This is a genomic window from Kutzneria viridogrisea DSM 43870, assembly GCF_000525635.1.
Taxonomy (GTDB): Bacteria; Actinomycetota; Actinomycetes; order Mycobacteriales; family Pseudonocardiaceae; genus Kutzneria; species Kutzneria viridogrisea.
The window spans coordinates 5,198,217-5,214,011 of record NZ_CP007155.1 but is presented as its reverse complement, the minus strand read 5'-3'; the positions used below and the strand labels follow the sequence as shown (position 1 = coordinate 5,214,011).

Annotated in this window: 13 protein-coding genes; 7 read left to right on the top strand and 6 right to left on the bottom strand. The window is 71.3% G+C overall.

Translation table 11 applies throughout. The features are described from left to right. Window positions 1–15 precede the first annotated feature (15 nt). Window positions 16–891: an NAD-dependent protein deacetylase gene (locus KALB_RS23025; protein ID WP_025358070.1), complete on the top strand. Its 876-nt coding sequence runs from the start codon at window positions 16–18 to the stop codon at window positions 889–891. A 12-nt stretch (window positions 892–903) separates the two neighbouring features. Here the strand turns inward: KALB_RS23025 and KALB_RS23020 are convergent, their stop codons facing one another. Continuing rightward, a complete protein-coding gene (locus KALB_RS23020) occupies window positions 904–1,851 on the bottom strand; it encodes an alpha/beta fold hydrolase (protein WP_025358069.1) in 948 nt (315 codons plus the stop codon). A gap of 105 nt (window positions 1,852–1,956) precedes the next feature. On the opposite strand from KALB_RS23020, the gene KALB_RS23015 reads away from it, so the two are divergent. After that, entirely contained in the window at window positions 1,957–2,547 is a 591-nt protein-coding gene (locus tag KALB_RS23015; RefSeq protein ID WP_025358068.1) for a TetR/AcrR family transcriptional regulator, read from the top strand. 21 nt (window positions 2,548–2,568) lie between these two features. Here KALB_RS23015 and KALB_RS23010 read toward each other — a convergent pair whose 3' ends face one another. After that, entirely contained in the window at window positions 2,569–3,192 is a 624-nt protein-coding gene (locus KALB_RS23010) for an RraA family protein (protein WP_025358067.1), read from the bottom strand. A 113-nt stretch (window positions 3,193–3,305) separates the two neighbouring features. On the opposite strand from KALB_RS23010, the gene KALB_RS23005 reads away from it, so the two are divergent. From KALB_RS23005 to KALB_RS22995, 3 genes are all read left to right on the top strand, one after another. Next, complete coding sequence (locus KALB_RS23005; protein WP_025358066.1) at window positions 3,306–3,947, top strand: HD domain-containing protein; 642 nt, start codon at window positions 3,306–3,308, stop codon at window positions 3,945–3,947. Between the two features lie 209 nt (window positions 3,948–4,156). Next, window positions 4,157–5,272 (top strand): PAS domain-containing protein, encoded by a 1,116-nt coding sequence (locus tag KALB_RS45530; protein ID WP_025358065.1) that lies wholly within the window; start codon window positions 4,157–4,159, stop codon window positions 5,270–5,272. A 225-nt stretch (window positions 5,273–5,497) separates the two neighbouring features. Then, window positions 5,498–6,256: an ANTAR domain-containing protein gene (locus KALB_RS22995; protein ID WP_025358064.1), complete on the top strand. Its 759-nt coding sequence runs from the start codon at window positions 5,498–5,500 to the stop codon at window positions 6,254–6,256. A 19-nt stretch (window positions 6,257–6,275) separates the two neighbouring features. Here the strand turns inward: KALB_RS22995 and KALB_RS22990 are convergent, their stop codons facing one another. The 3 genes from KALB_RS22990 to KALB_RS22985 all read right to left on the bottom strand — a co-directional run bounded on the left by KALB_RS22990 (window position 6,276) and on the right by KALB_RS22985 (window position 10,169). Then, window positions 6,276–7,583, bottom strand: coding sequence for a glycosyltransferase 87 family protein (locus tag KALB_RS22990; RefSeq protein WP_025358063.1), 1,308 nt, complete (start codon window positions 7,581–7,583; stop codon window positions 6,276–6,278). 235 nt (window positions 7,584–7,818) lie between these two features. Continuing rightward, complete coding sequence (locus KALB_RS47680) at window positions 7,819–7,986, bottom strand: hypothetical protein (RefSeq protein ID WP_158510788.1); 168 nt, start codon at window positions 7,984–7,986, stop codon at window positions 7,819–7,821. Window positions 7,987–8,036: 50 nt separating this feature from the next. Then, complete coding sequence (locus tag KALB_RS22985; RefSeq protein WP_042220694.1) at window positions 8,037–10,169, bottom strand: PP2C family protein-serine/threonine phosphatase; 2,133 nt, start codon at window positions 10,167–10,169, stop codon at window positions 8,037–8,039. Window positions 10,170–10,270: 101 nt separating this feature from the next. On the opposite strand from KALB_RS22985, the gene KALB_RS22980 reads away from it, so the two are divergent. Then, window positions 10,271–14,626 (top strand): HAMP domain-containing protein, encoded by a 4,356-nt coding sequence (locus tag KALB_RS22980; protein ID WP_042220692.1) that lies wholly within the window; start codon window positions 10,271–10,273, stop codon window positions 14,624–14,626. A gap of 95 nt (window positions 14,627–14,721) precedes the next feature. Here KALB_RS22980 and KALB_RS22975 read toward each other — a convergent pair whose 3' ends face one another. Further along, on the bottom strand, window positions 14,722–15,126 hold the full coding sequence (locus tag KALB_RS22975) for a DUF4345 domain-containing protein (protein ID WP_025358060.1): 405 nt from the start codon (window positions 15,124–15,126) through the stop codon (window positions 14,722–14,724). A 72-nt stretch (window positions 15,127–15,198) separates the two neighbouring features. Here KALB_RS22975 and KALB_RS22970 point away from each other — a divergent pair, with 72 nt between their 5' ends. Further along, complete coding sequence (locus KALB_RS22970; RefSeq protein WP_025358059.1) at window positions 15,199–15,789, top strand: TetR/AcrR family transcriptional regulator; 591 nt, start codon at window positions 15,199–15,201, stop codon at window positions 15,787–15,789. The last annotated feature ends 6 nt before the right edge of the window (window positions 15,790–15,795 follow it).

Here is a 15,795-nt window from a genome sequence, read left to right as displayed (position 1 = left end):
ACGTAGGCTGCACGCGTGCGTATGCGGCCGACCCTGACCTGGACGCCCGCGGGGGAGCCGCTCCCGCGGACCACCAGCCTCGACGAGGTGACCGAGGTGGTCGCCGCGGGTGGCGTGCTGGTGCTCAGTGGCGCCGGTCTGTCCACGGAGTCGGGCATCCCCGACTACCGCGGCAGCACGGGCAGTCTGCGCAGGCACACCCCGATGACCTACCAGGAGTTCGCCACCAGCGAGGACGGGCGACGCCGCTACTGGGCGCGCAGCCACCTGGGCTGGCGCACCATCGCCCGCGCCCAGCCCAACAGTGGGCACCGGGCCGTTGCCCAGATGCGGGCCCGCGGCTACCTCGACGGGGTCCTCACGCAGAACGTGGATGGTCTGCACCAGGCCGCGGGCACACCCGGTGTGGTGGAGCTGCACGGCAGCCTGGACCGGGTCGTCTGCCTGGGCTGCCGTCGCACCAGTTCCCGTGAGGAACTGGACCAGCGTCTGCGCGCCGCCAACCCCGCTTTCTCCGCCGAGGCGACCCAGGTCAACCCCGACGGCGACGTGGAACTGCCCGCCGAGGCCGTGCACGGCTTCACCCTCGTGGACTGCGCCGACTGTGCCGGTGGCGTGCTCAAGCCGGACGTCGTGTTCTTCGGCGAGAACGTGCCCGCCGACCGCGTGCGGCAGTGCTACCAGCTCGTGGACCAGGCCAGCGCCCTGCTCGTACTCGGCTCCTCGCTGACGGTCATGTCCGGCCTGCGTTTCGTCCGCTACGCCGCCAAGGCGGGCAAGCCCGTGCTGATCGTCAACCAGGGCGTGACGCGGGGAGATCCGCACGCGGCGGTCCGGGTCGACCTGCCGCTGGGGCAGGCGCTGACGGAGTTGGCCGGGCGGCTGGCGTGACCGGCCGATACCTCAGCCGCTGGCTAGCGCAGACCTGCGGTACGGGGCCAGGAATTCGCTCAGCGCCGCGAGCATGTCCTGCGGGGCTTCCTCGGCTGGGAAATGGCCGCAGTCGGGCAGCACGACGCTGGTGACGTCCACGGCGGCCGGTGCCATGGTCGCGCCGACCAGTTCGCCGACGGAGCGGGCTCCGGCAATGGTCAGTACGGGCATGGTCAGCTTTTGTTGCCTGCGTAGGGTGTTCTGCTCGATTGTCGTGTCGATCGCGCGGTAGAACTCGAAACTGGCACGGAGCGCCTCGCGGTCGGATGCCAGGGTCTCGATGTAGAGCTCGACCGCGTGCTCCGGCAGCGGTTGCGCCGCCTTGGTCGTGAACTGGTGCCCGAAGAACAGTCGTTCCCTGCCTTGAACGAGCTGCTCGTTGAGCGAGCCGAGTCGATTGAACCCGAAGTGCCACAACCGTTCGATGGCCTCCTGCGGGGCGAACAGCGGTGGGGAGGGCGCGAGGCCGGGGATCACGGCCTCGGCCACCGCCAGCCGCTCCAGCCGTTCCGGGTGGTCCGCGGCCAGTGCGTATCCGGTCCACATGCCGACGTCGTGCCCGACCATCGCGAAGCGGTGGTGGCCCAGGGCGCTCATCAGTCCCACCATGTCGGCGGCCAGGGTCCCGGTGTCGTAGCCCTGGTCCGGCTTGCCGGACAGTCCCACGCCCCGGGGGTCGGCGGCGACCACCGAGAAATCCCTTGCCAGTGCGGGCATGAGCTCCCGCCACGCGTACCAGGTCTGCGGCCAGCCCGCGAGCAGCAACAACGGCGGTCCGTCGCCACCGGTCACGGCGTGCAGGCGCAGGTCGCCGACCTGGACCCAGGCGCTGCGGAACGTGTCGGCGAAGCCGTCGGGCAACCCCGGGGCGCCGCGCACCGAGCCGCGACCTGTCGGGTTGTTCTCTTGTTCTGTCACAGCGCCCACCGTAGGCCATCTTGGAACGATCAGTCCATCATTCTTGTACTGTTCATTCCAGGAAGTAGGTAGACTCACACCGCCGGTGCGGACAGGAGGCGGGGCATGACGGGCCGCAAGCAGTTCGACGTGGACGAGGCCCTGGACAAGGCCATGGCGGTGTTCTGGCAGCGTGGGTACGCCGACGCCTCGCTCGATCTGCTCAGTGCGGCCACCGGCCTGGGCCGCGGCTCCCTCTATGGCACGTTCACCGGCAAGGACGAGCTGTTCCGTCGGGCGTTGGACCGGTACTGCGCGACGTACGGCGCCCGCTACGAGGACGCGCTCACCGCACACCCGGGCGATCCGGTCCGCGCCGTCGAAGCGTTCTTCGAGGTAGTCCTGGCCAGGATCGGTGACCCCGCTGTGCCCAAGGGCTGCCTGGTCGCCCAGTCGGCGGCCCAATCAGAGGTGCTGACCGCCGACAGTGCGACCCACGTCCGCCACCTGCTCGACCGCCAACGTGCACGGATCAGGGCCGCACTGGATGATTCGCACGCCGATCCCGGGACGCTCGACGATCTCGCCACCTACGTCCTCGCGGTCAACCAATCGCTCGCGGTCCTCAGCCGCGCCGGGATCCCGGACGGTGAGCTGCGGGCCGTGGTGCGCCTGACCTGCGAGACCGTGGCGAACCAGCTGACCGCCGTCGGCTGACGCGGCCGGGCTTGGCACGGCTCAGCCCGTGAACCCGTTCTCCGCGAGGATCTTGTTGACGCGGGTGCGATGCGCCTGCTCCCAGTCGTCCAGGGACTCGTCGGACTCCTTGGCCAACTTCGCCTGAGCGCCGCGCAGCACCTCGTCCTGCCGGGCCCGGGGCACGACCACGATGCCCTCCTCGTCGGCGACCACGATGTCGCCGGGGTGCACGGTGACCCCACCGCACCGGATCTGGGTGTTGAGCGGTTCGACGGCGGACTTGGCCCCGGGGATGGGGATGACGCCCCTGGCGAAGACGGGGAAGTCCATCGCGCGGGCCTCGGCGAGGTCGCGGATCAGCCCGTCGAGCACGAACCCGGCGATCCCGCGACGCTGGGCGACGGCACACACGTTGCCACCGGCCAGGGCGTAGTCGAGGTCACCGGACTCGACCACGATGACCGAGCCGGGCTCAGCCCGGTAGATGGCGGCGTGCAGCATGAGGTTGTCGCCGGGTGGGCAGCGAACGGTGAACGCGGGACCGGCGACCCGGCGCGCGGGTGTCCACAGTGGACGGATGCCGATGTCCATGACCTGCTCGCGGCCCAGGAGGTCGGCCAGGGTGGTCGGCGGGATGTGCCCGAATTCGGTGCCTTCGTTCACGTTCGTCCTCTGTGCGTCGGTGTGGAACCGGCGCCGCGACGTGATCCCCCCGGTTCCGGCTCACGGTAGCACCTGAGCAGCAGTGCGGCGCCTGAACCAGGCAGTATGGCCCTGTGCGGAAGGCATGGCGGTGCGCGGTGCTCGCGCTGGGTGGCGACGGACAGGTGGCGGACGAGGCGGCGGCCGAACTCGTGCGGCGGTACGCGCAACCGCACCGGCGGTACCACAACCTGGTGCACGTCGAGGCGGTCGTCCGGGACGCGACGGGGCTGGCGCACCGACTGGGGCTGGCCGAGGTGGAGCGGGCGCTGCTCGTGGTGGCGGCCTGCGCGCACGACGTGGTCTACGACGGACGTCCGGGTGAGGATGAGCAGCGCAGCGCCGACTGGGTCGAGCACTGGCTCACCCGGGCCAGGGTCGCCGCGGTCCACGCCGCCCGCGCGGCCGAGTTGGTGCTGGCGACCGCGGCGCACACGGCACCGGCCGGGGACCTGACCGCGCTCGCGTTGCTGGACGCCGACCTGGCGATCCTCGCGGCGGAGGAGGCCGGTTACGACGAGTACCGTGCCGCGGTGCGCCAGGAGTACTCCGCGTACGACGAGGCCGCCTGGCGGGCGGGCCGCACGAAGGTCCTGACCGAGCTCGTGTCGCGGGAACCGTTGTACGCCACCGAAGCGGGCCGTCAACTCTGGGAGGCGGCGGCGAAGTCCAACCTGGCGAGGGAACTGCGCTCGCTCGCGGCTCAGGACCGGTAGCGGGCCACGGGTTCCGTACCGCGACCACCAGCACGAACTCGGCCTGGTCGACGCCAGGTACGCCTCAGCGGGGCCGTCCACCGGCGCGTCCGGCACGGTGCTGTACTGGCACGTGGACGACTTGGAGGCCGCCGTGCGGCGCCTCCTGAACGCCCCGTGGCCTACGGTGGCAGTGTCATGCGCCACCGGGAGCGCGCTGGAGGGCTGCGATGCACGAGTCGCTCAGATCGGTGGCCGACAGCGCGCTGTTCGAGGCCACCGCGGCCCCGTACCTGGTGCTGGACGCCGGACTGCGGATCCGTGCGGTGAACTCCGCCTACCTGCGGGCCACCCGGCGCACCCGCGAGGAACTGCTGGACCTGCTCCTGTTCGAGGTGTTCCCGGCCGACCCGTGCGCCGAGGGGGTGCGCAACCTCCGTGCCTCGCTGGAGCGCGTGCTGCGGTACGGCAGGCCGGACGCGATGGGCGTGCAGCCCTACGACATCCCGCCGCCCGGCGGCACGGGCGAGTTCGTGTGCAGGACCTGGAGCCTGGTGAACTCCCCGCTGCTGGACGAGGCGGGCCGGGTGGTCGGCGTGCTGCACCACGCCGAGGACGTCACCGCCCTGGCCGAGTCCGCACGGCGCAACGAGATCATCGCGACCTGCTACCGCGGCGCCTACCAGGCGCTGGCCGCCGACGACCCGCTCGCGGGCTGGTTCGGCCTGGCCGAGGCGGTGTGCTCCGCGGCCGTGCAGCGCCTGAACTCCGTGGACGCCGCCGCGCTGTCGCTGCGCACCCCCGACGGGGTCGAGGAACTGCTCGCCGCCACCGACGAGTGGGCGCAGCGGCTGGAGGAACTGCACTACGCGCTCGGTGAGGGGCCCGGGGTCAGTGCCTTCCTCGACGGCCGCCCGGCGCTCGCCCCGGACCTGTCCGACGCCCCGCGCTGGCCGGTCTTCGCCGACGCGGCCCTGGCGATGGGCGCGGTCGCGGTCTTCGCCTTCCCGTTGCAGGCCAACGGTGCGCCACTGGGTACGGTGCGGCTGTACTCGCGCGGACCGGGGCTGCTGGACGGCCAGCAGTCCGCCGACGCCGCGGTGCTGGCGCAGGTCGCCACCGCCTCGCTGCTGGACGAGGGCGCGGCGCACCGGCTCAGCGAGCGGCCCGGCCACTACCAGGACGTCAACCTGGCCGCGGGCATGCTCGCCGCGCAGGGCGGGGTGGGCGTGGCCGAGGCGCTGAGCCGGTTGCGGGCGCACGCCTTCGGCCAGGACCGCAGGCTGCTGGCGGTGGCCGCCGAGGTGGTGGCCGGGCGGCTGCGCTTCGCCGACCTCTCTGATTGATCATGCGCGCAGGTGCTCTAAGCTGGTCCGGCCCTTGCGCGTGAACCGCGCGGGGGCACGGAGTACCGCCGAAAGGCGCGCACTGTCGTCCGGTCCAGCAGAGTGGCCGGAAGGAACGGCATCCCGCCCTGTCGCGACACCGCGGCAGGGTGTTCGGTGTCGGCTCCTTCCTGTGCCGCTCTGGACGCGATCTCCTCACTCGATCACCCGATCAGGAGAGGCGACATGGACCGCACCGAGCCCGCCGACGCGCCCGCACCGGAGGCGCCTGCCTCGTGGCCGGTCGTACTGGACGAGGTCACCGGCGCACTGGAGGCACTCTCGGCCGCGCTGGACACCACCGAGGACTTCCAGGTGCTGCTGCACCAGGCCTGTGAGCAGGTCACCCACGCCGTGCCGGGGGTGCACGCGGCATCACTGACCCTGGTGCGCCAGACCGGCGCGCACACCGCCGCGATCACCGACGAGCGGGTGGCCGAGTTGGACCGCCAGCAGTACAGCACCGGGCAGGGTCCCTGCGTGGAATCCGCCCGCACCGGCAAGCTGGTGCGGGCCGCCATCAGCGAGTCGGGTGAGCGCTGGCCCGGCTTCGCCCGCGCCGCACGTGAAGCGGGCATCAGCAGCGTGCTGGCCGCCCCGCTGGTGGTCGACCACGCCTACTCCGGGGCGCTCAACTGCTACAGCAGGCACGCCGGGGGCTTCGCCGACCTGGACGCGCGGCTGCTGGAGCTCTACACCACCGCGGTGGAGGCCGCGTTGCGCAGCGCCAGACGCTACCAACAGGCACAGGCGAGCAGCGCGCAACTGCGCAGGGCGCTGACCACGCGGGCGGTGATCGACCAGGCCAAGGGCATTCTGATGGCCAACCACCGGGTCACCGCCGAGCAGGCGTTCACCCTGCTGGTGGAGCAGTCCCAGCGGGACAACATCAAGGTGCGGGACCTGGCCGACCGGTTGGTGGCCAGGACCACCGGGGCGCGCTGAGCCCTCGGTGGTCAGGAGGTCAGGTGCCGGAGGCGGCCGGGTTCCGGTCCGACCCGGCCGTGCTGGGCGACTCGCCCACCCGGACCGGAGGGTGAACGAGCGCATCGGAGTGCCCTGGGTCCTCGCGGCCCACGGGCGCGACCCCGCTGCCCGACAGGCGTCGGACTGCTGGCCCCAGGTCCAGGACGATCCTCGGACTGTCCGGTGTGGACCGTGGCCGGGTGGCCGCCCAGGCGATGAAACCCAGCCCCACCAACACGAAGCTGTCCCCGAGCAGGTGCTGCCACCAGCTCCAGGCGAACTCCCTGCCGTAGAAGGTGGGCAGCATCCACTGTGGACCGATCAGGAACACGGCGGTCACCAGGCCAAGGGCCCAGCGGTTGCCGCCGCGGTACCAGCCGATCATCAGCGCGGGCAGTACCCAGACCCAGTGGTGCGACCAGGACACCGGCGAGCACAGCAGCGCGACCGCGGCGGCCACGAGCAGAGCGGTGAGCCGGTCCACCTTGCGCATGGCGATCCACGCGACCACCAGCACCGCGGCGATCAAGCCGATCCACAGCGAGGTCTCCACCAGATCGGGTAGCCCAAGGCGGTGCAGTGCCCCGCGCAGGGACTGGTTGGCGCTGTACTCGGGCCTGCCGATGCGCGTGGAGTCGAACAGGGTGGCGGTCCAGTAGCGCAGGCTGTCCTCGGGCGCGGCCAGCCAGCCGACCAGCGTGGCGACCAGGAACGAGCCGACCGAGGTCAGTGCCGCGCGCCAGTCCTTGCGCGCCAGGAAGTACAGGACGAACACGGCCGGGGTCAGCTTGATCGCGGCGGCGAGGCCGACCAGCAGCCCGCGCGGCCAGCGACGCACCGGCAGCAGGCAGTCCACCAGGACCAGGGCCATCAGCAGCAGGTTGACCTGGCCGAGCATGAGCGTCTCGCGCACCGGGCCGGTCAGCAGGCCGAGGGTGGCCGCGAGCAGCCCGCACGCGGCGGGACGGCCCAGTTCCCGCGCGATCAGCAGGGTGCTGCCGCTGAGCGCGAGCAGGCCCGCCAGGGTGATCACCACGATGCTGACCGGCCAGGAGGCCCAGGCCAGCGGGGCGAAGACCACGGCGGCCACCGGCGGGTAGGTGAAGGGCAGCGGGGAGTCGATGTCGGGCACGTGCGGACCGGGCACCGGGCTGGGGAAACCGGGGCCGTACAGCTCCACCCCGTGTATCCAGGACCAGCCGCCCGCCCGGTAGACCTGCAGGTCGATCAGCCCGCTGATGCCCAGGCCGACCACCACGGCGGTGACCACCGTGATCAGCACCCCCGCAAGCCACCAGATCCGCATTGCAGGAGGGTAGGTAGTCCTGGGGTGGTCGAACATCGTTTCCTGGTATCGGCGTGTCTCCTACTTTGGTCTGACCCGGGACAGCAGAAGGGCTACCGTCCGCGGTCACCGCCCTCTCCCTGGCCAACTCGGGGCCGGTGAGTGTCACCTCGCATTGCTGGATGCTCTCGGCCTCGACGCAGAACTGCACCCGATCGTGTGACACTGAAACCTGGGCCCTCGGCGAGGACACGCATCAGTCCTGCCTCGGGTACTCGTCCTCGGGGTCGTCCAGCGGCGGCTCCTCGATGTCCGGCCCGCCCGGGCCCGACCCGTGCAGCGGCTCGGGCGCCCCGAAGTGCGGGTCACCAATCGGCCGCTCCTCGTCGGGCTGCGGTTCGGGCTCTATCGGTGGAATCGTCATGAGCTGCGGATACCCGCCGGTCCACGGGCTACACCTGCCCAGCGGCGGTCTCAGCCGATGCGCAGCGCCAGCAGGCAGGTGTCGTCGCGGGTGTTGAGGTCGGCGTGGTCGAGCAGGTCGTCGGCGTAGCGCTCGATGTCGCCGACGGTGCGCCCGGCGGTGGCGGCCAACTGGTCGATGGACTCGTCCAGGTCGGCGCCCGGTCGCTCGACCAGGCCGTCGGTGTACATGACCAGCACATCGCCCTCGCGCAGCGGAGTCGAGGTCTCCTCGTACACGGATTCGGTGAAGGCGCCGAGCATGGCGCCGCGGGGCAGCGGCAGCACGGTGCAGGCCCCGTCGCGTATCAGCAGTGGCGGCAGGTGCCCGGCGCGAGCCCACAGCAGTTCGCCGGTGTCGGGGTCGTAGCGCCCGCACACCACGGTGCCGTTCACCCGCTCGGACAGTTCCTGCGCGGCGATGTTCAGCCAGTGCAGCAGCCTGGCGGGCGACTCCCCGGTCACCGCGAGCCCGCGCAGGGCGTTGCGCATGGAGATCATGCCGGTGACCACGCCGATGCCGTGCCCGGCCATGTCCCCGACCACGAGCAGCACCCGGCCGTCGGGCAACCGCACCACGTCGTACCAGTCCCCGCCGACCAGGTGCTCGTGTCCGGCCGGCCGGTACCGCACGGCCACCTCCACGGAGTCCACCTGGATCCGGTGCGGGCTGGGCGGGATGATCGCGTGTTGCAGGCGCAGCGCGAGCCGCCGCTGCTCGGTGAGCTGGTCCTCGGTGGCCGAGAGCACGTACTCGGGGTGGTACTGCGCGGTGACGTCCTGCACCGCCCCGTGCACCGCCGCCACCTCGCCCGCCGCCCCGAGCGCGGGCTCGGCGAAGACCCGCAGGTGGCGGACCGTGCCGTCGGCCCCGCTGCGCCGTAGCACGGCGGTCGCCGCCCTGCGCTGCGCGATGGCGGCGTTGAACAGCCGGTCCAGGGCCTGCACGTCGTGCTCGGCCACCTCGTTGAGCGGCCGGGGACGGCTCGTGTCGAGCAACTCGGCCATCTCGGCGGTCCAGCGCACCTCGCCGGTCGCCAGGTCCTGCCGCCAGCCGCCGACCCTGGCCAGCCGCTGCGCGTGGGCCAGCAGGTCCGCCTGCCGGTCCCCGGGCCGCCAGGTGACGGCTACCCCGTCGAACAGCCGTGCGATGCGCACGTCCACCACCGACCCGTCGGTCAGCGCGTGGCCGTCCAGGCGCTGTGCCTGGCCGGTGGCCAGCACCTGCACCGCGCTGTCGAACAGGCCGCCCGCGACGGCCAGGTGCGGGTAGCTGGCCAGCAGCGAGCTGCCCACGAGCTGATCGGCGCCGCGGCCCTCGCTGTCGACGAAGCCCGCGCTGACGTGGTCCACCACGAAGTCGGCGACCTGGCCGTCCTCCCCGCGTTGGGCGTGGGCGATCAGCACCAGGTCCAGCAGCTGGTCGAGCAGTGCGAACTCGGGGCCGCCCGGGTCGGTGCCGTCCTCGGTGGCCATGGCCAGGGTGCCCGCGCACAACTCGGCGAGCGCGACCAGCTCACCGCGCAGCCCCGGCTGCGGCGTGCGCCCCTCGGGCCATCGGACCTCCAGCACGCCCAACGTCCGGCGCCCGGTCTGCAGCGGCAGCACGGTGCGGTCCAGCCACAGCGCCCGCCCGGTGCGCACCGCCAACTGGTGCGAGGAGTCCAGTTGTGGCGGCAGGTGGTGCCAGCGGCTGGCCTCGGCCGGGCCCAGGCCGTGCTGCCCGACCAGGTGCAGTGCCCCGTCCGGCCGCAGGGCCCAGATGCCCAGCGCGGTCGCACCCAGCGGGGCGAGCACCTCGGTGAACACCGTGGCCGCCATGCCGGTACCGTGCTCGACGCTGAGCAGTCCGGCCTCGGCCAGTCGCAGCCGCACACCCGCCTGGGCCCCGCCGAGTTGGGCACTGCCGGGCTGGCCGCCGAGCACCTCGGCCGCGAGCTCCAGTTGGCTCACCCCGGCCCGGCGCGCCAGCGCCGCCAGGTGCTCCGCCGCCCACAGTCCGTCGCAGCCCAGCCGCTCGGACAGCACGCCCCTGGCCTGCGCCATCACCAGTTCGGCCTGTGCACCGGCGCGCAACTGGACCAGTTCCCGCTGCTGGCAACGGATCACCTCGTTGAGCCGGCGCACCTCACGGTCCACTGCCATCGGCCGAGTGTAGGAGCAACGGGGCAAGCCTGTCGCACCTGCCCGAGCGCGCCGCGCACCAGTAGATTCTCCGACCGGGTCTCATTCTTGGGAGCGCGTTGATGGTTGAGGGCGAGAACGCACACACCCGGCGCATGGCCGACGAGCGTCTCCAGCAACTGCTGGAGGGGCTCAAAGCGGTACGGGACGGGGATTTCAGCACACGCCTGCCCCGGGTGGACGACGTGCTGATGGACGAGATGGCCGATGTCTTCAACGGCATGGTCGACCAACTCGCGCTGTTCACCTCGGAGGTGACACGGGTGGCCCGCGAGGTGGGCACCGAGGGCAAGCTGGGCGGCCAGGCCGCGGTTCCGGGCGTGTCGGGGACCTGGAAGGACCTGACCGACTCGGTGAACGCCATGGCGGGCAACCTGACCGGTCAGGTGCGCGACATCGCGGAGGTGGCCACGGCGGTGGCCAAGGGGGACCTGACGCAGAAGATCACCGTGGACGTCAAGGGCGAGATGCTGGAGCTCAAGGACACCATCAACACGATGGTGGACCAGTTGTCCTCGTTCGCGGCCGAGGTGACCCGGGTGGCCCGGGAGGTGGGCAGCGAGGGCCGGTTGGGCGGTCAGGCCCAGGTGCCCGGGGTCGGCGGCACCTGGCGGGACCTGACCACTTCGGTGAACTTCATGGCGGGCAACCTGACCAACCAGGTCCGCAACATCGCGCAGGTCACCACGGCGGTGGCCAAGGGGGATCTGACGCAGAAGATCACGGTGGATGCGCGCGGGGAGATCCTGGAGCTGAAGAGCACGATCAACACGATGGTGGACCAGTTGTCCTCCTTCGCCGACGAGGTGACCCGGGTGGCCCGCGAGGTCGGCACCGAGGGCAGCCTCGGGGGCCAGGCCCAGGTGCCCGGCGTGGGCGGCACCTGGCGGGACCTGACGACCTCGGTGAACTTCATGGCGGGCAACCTCACCGCGCAGGTGCGGTCCATCGCCCAGGTGGCCACGGCGGTGGCCAAGGGGGATCTGACGCAGAAGATCACGGTGGATGCGCGCGGGGAGATCCTGGAGCTGAAGAGCACGATCAACACGATGGTGGACCAGTTGTCCTCCTTCGCCGACGAGGTGACCCGGGTGGCCCGCGAGGTCGGCACCGAGGGGCGGCTGGGCGGTCAGGCCGACGTGAAGGGCGTGTCGGGCACCTGGAAGGGCCTGACCGAGTCGGTGAACGTCATGGCCGACAACCTGACCGACCAGGTGCGGTCCATCGCCCAGGTCACCACGGCGGTGGCCAGGGGCGACCTGACGCAGAAGATCCGGGTGGACGCGCGCGGGGAGATCCTGGAGCTCAAGGAAACGATCAACACGATGGTGGACCAGCTCTCCGCCTTCGCCGACGAGGTCACGCGGGTGGCCCGCGACGTGGGCACGCACGGGGACCTGGGCGGCCAGGCGATCGTGCGCGGGGTCTCGGGCACCTGGAAGGACCTCACCGACAACGTCAACGTGATGGCCTCCAACCTGACCAGCCAGGTGCGGTCCATCGCCCAGGTGGCCAGCGCGGTGGCCAGGGGCGACCTGTCCCGCAAGATCACCGTCGAGGCGGAGGGCGAGGTCGCCGCCCTGGCGCAGGCGCTCAACACCATGGTGGACACCCTGTCCGCCTTCGCCGACGAGGTGACCCGGGTGGCCCGCGAGGTGGGCAACGAGGGCGTGCTGGGCGGCCAGGCGCGGGTGCCCAACGTGGCGGGCACCTGGAAGGACCTGACCGACAACGTCAACTCCATGGCGCACAACCTGACCAGCCAGGTCCGCAACATCGCGCAGGTGACCACGGCGGTGGCCCAGGGCGACCTGTCCAAGAAGATCGACGTGGACGCGCGCGGGGAGATCCTGGAGCTCAAGACCACGATCAACACGATGGTGGACCAGCTGTCCTCGTTCGCGGCCGAGGTGACCCGGGTGGCCCGGGAGGTGGGCAGCGAGGGCCGCCTGGGCGGTCAGGCCGAGGTGGAGGGCGTGTCGGGCACCTGGAAGCGGCTGACCGAGAACGTCAACGAGCTGGCGGGCAACCTCACCAGGCAGGTGCGGGCGATCGCCGAGGTGACCAGCGCCGTGGCCACCGGGGACCTGACCCGGTCCATCTCGGTGGAGGCCCAGGGCGAGGTGGCCGAGCTCAAGGACAACATCAACGCCATGGTGCACTCCCTGCGCGAGTCCACCCGGTCCAACCAGGACCAGGACTGGCTCAACACCAACCTGGCCAGGATGTCCGGGCTCATGCAGGGCCACCGGGACCTGCGCACCGTCGGCGAGCTGATCATGAACGAGCTCACCCCGCTGGTGGGTGCGCTGCACGGCACGTTCTACCTGACCGGCTCCGACGAGCACGGCGAGCACCTGGTGCTGGTCGCCGCCTACGGCAGACACGCCGACGGGGCGCTGCCGCAGCGCTTCGACCTGGGCCAGTCCCTGGTCGGGCAGGTCGCGCGTACCCGCAAGCCGATCGTGCTGGACCGCATTCCCGCGGACTACCTGACGATCTCCTCCAGCCTGGGCTCCGCCGATCCGGCGCACCTGATCGTGCTGCCGATCGTGTTCGAGGACGCCGCGCTCGGCGTGATCGAACTGGCCTCCTTCGGACCGTTCACCCCGGTGCGCAAGGACTTCCTGGAACAGCTGATGGAGACCATCGGGGTCAACGTCAACACGATCATCGCCAACGTGCGCACCGACTCGCTGCTCGCGGAGTCCCAGCGGCTGACCAGGGAACTGCAGGCCCGCTCGGGGGAGTTGCAGGAGCAGCAGGCCGAGCTGCGCCGCTCCAACGCCGAGCTGGCCAGGCAGAACCGGGACATCGAGGTCAAGAACGTCGAGATCGAGCAGGCCCGGCGGGAGATCGAGGAGCGGGCCCAGCAGTTGGCGCTGGCCTCGAAGTACAAGTCGGAGTTCCTGGCCAACATGTCCCACGAGCTGCGCACCCCGCTGAACAGCCTGCTGATCCTGGCCAGGCTGCTGGCGCAGAACCCGGGGCGCAACCTCACCGGCAAGCAGGTGGAGTACGCCAACGTCATCCACTCGGCTGGCACCGACCTGCTCCAGCTCATCGACGACATCCTGGACCTGTCCAAGGTCGAGGCGGGCAAGATGGACATCCACCCGGAGCGGTTCCGGCTGCGCGAGCTGCTGGACTACGTGCGGTCCACCTTCCAGCCGCTGACCGCGGAGAAGGGCCTGGGCTTCGGGGTGCACGTGGCCGACACGGTGCCCGAGGAGCTGGTCACCGACGAGCCGCGGCTGCGCCAGGTGCTGCGCAACCTGCTGTCCAACGCGGTGAAGTTCACCGAGTCCGGCCGGGTGGAGCTGACCGTGCGCGCCTGCGCGGACACCGTGGTGTTCAGCGTGCGCGACACCGGGATCGGCATCGCCGAGGGCAACCTGGACGCGATCTTCGGCGCTTTCCAGCAGGCCGACGGCACCACCAGCAGGCGCTACGGCGGCACCGGGCTCGGCCTGTCCATCAGCCGCGAGGTGGCCTACCTGCTGGGTGGGGAGATCCGCGCGGAGAGCGAACTGGGAGTGGGCAGCACCTTCACCCTGCACCTGCCGACCACGCTCGCCGCCGAGGACGTGGTCGAGCCGCGTCCCGGCCGGGTGGTGGCCGCCGAGCCGGAGGGCGGGGACGGGCGCCAGCGGCTGGTCGTGGTCGAGGCGGAGAAGGACGGGGTGCTGGGGCTGTTGGCCAAGGCCGTGGCCGCCCAGTCGGCCCGCCCGGTGGGCGTCGCGGCGGTGACCACGCCCGACGAGGCCGTGCGGCTGGTCGCGGGCGGCCCGTGCACCGCGGTGCTGGTCGACCTGAGCCTGCCTGACGCCCGCGCGCTGACCCTGCTCAAGCGATTGGCTGAATCACCCGTGGCACAAGGGGTTCCAGTGCTGGCGCACGCCACCCGCGAGCTGAGCCCCGCGCAGCGCCGACTGCTGGACGCGCAGCGCCTTCCCGTGCAGATCCTGTCCACTGTGGACGATGTGCGGTCCGGTCTCGGCGAGCTGCTCGCCGGTCCCGAACCGACGGGGGAGGAGTTGGCCGGTCGCCGGGTGCTGGTCGTGGACGACGACGTGCGCAACGTGTTCGCCATCGCGGGCGCGCTGGAGCTGGCCGGGCTCACCGTGCTGCACGCCCCCAACGGGCGCAAGGGGATCGAGCTGCTGCTCGGGGACGAACCGGTGGACCTGATCCTGATGGACGTGATGATGCCCGAGCTGGACGGTTACGCCACCACCGCGGCGATCCGGGAGATGCCGCGCTTCGCCGAGCTGCCGATCATCGCGGTGACCGCCAAGGCCATGCAGGGCGACCGGGAGAAGAGCCTCGCCTCGGGCGCCAGCGACTACGTGACCAAGCCGGTGGACGTGGACGAGCTGCTGGACTGCATGCGGCGCTGGCTGCGCGCCACCCGCTGAGGGCCCGCCCGGGTGTGCCGTGAAGGTGGCTTTCACTGCGCTGGGCGCAGTGAAAGCCACCTTCACGGCGGTGTTGGCAGTCGGCGTTAGTGGCGCTACCGTGTGCTGGCCGAGGTCCGGTTCTGAGCCCGTTCGTCGGCGGTGGCCAGCCAGAAGAAGACCGGCGGCAGGACGAGTTCGAGCACCGTGAGCGGCACCTGGAACCAGTGCGGCGTGCCGTGTACGACCAGGGACAGCAGTCGGCCCAGGCCGCCGAGTAGGAAGATGCCCGCGAGCCAGCGTACGGCCCAGGCCGGGATGGGCGACTGGCGGGCGGCCCAGACCCAGGCCAGCCCGAAGCCGAGGAAGATCGCGTTGTAGAACCGTTCCCGGCTGTCGACCGTGGCACCGGCCGTGGTCTCGCCCGGTATCGAGTCGATGCCAAGCACGAGGTGGTACGCGCCGATCGCGGCACAGGCGATGCCCATGATCAGCATGAGCCATTTCAACAGTGCGGCCATGGTTCGCCCCCTGGAGTTTTAGTAGATACGTGTCTACTAACGGGGTGGACACGTGTCAAGTAGCGTGTCCCGGTGACCACTCGCCGCAGGCTCAGCCCCGCAGCGCGCCGCGAGCAACTGCTCGAGGTCGGCGCGCGCATGTTCGCGGCCAAGCCGTACGAGGAGGTGCTCATGGAGGAGGTGGCGGAACGGGCGGGGGTCTCGCGGGCCCTGCTGTACCGCCACTTCCCCGGCAAGCGCGACCTGTTCGCCGGGATCTACCAGCAGGCCGCCGACCGGCTGCTGGCCCAGTCGGAGATCGACCCGGCCGGGCCGATCGTGCAGCAGGTGCGGGCGGCCCTGGACGCACACATCGACTACTTCGAGGCCAACCGGCACGCCGTGCTCGCCGCGAACCGGGAACTGGTCGGCGACCCGGTGATCCAGGCGATCATCACCGACGAATTGGGCGTGCTGCGGGGACGGATGCTCGACGCCACGGGGCTGACCGACCACGCCAGGGAGGTGGTGTCGGCCGCGCTGATGAGCTGGTTGGTGTTCGTGCGCGCGCTCTGCGTGGACTGGCTGAGCGCCGAGGCGTTCTCCCGCACCGAACTGCGCGAGATGTGCGTCGGGGCACTGCTGGGCGCGCTCGGGGCCGTCATCGACCTCGAACAGCTGTAGATTCGA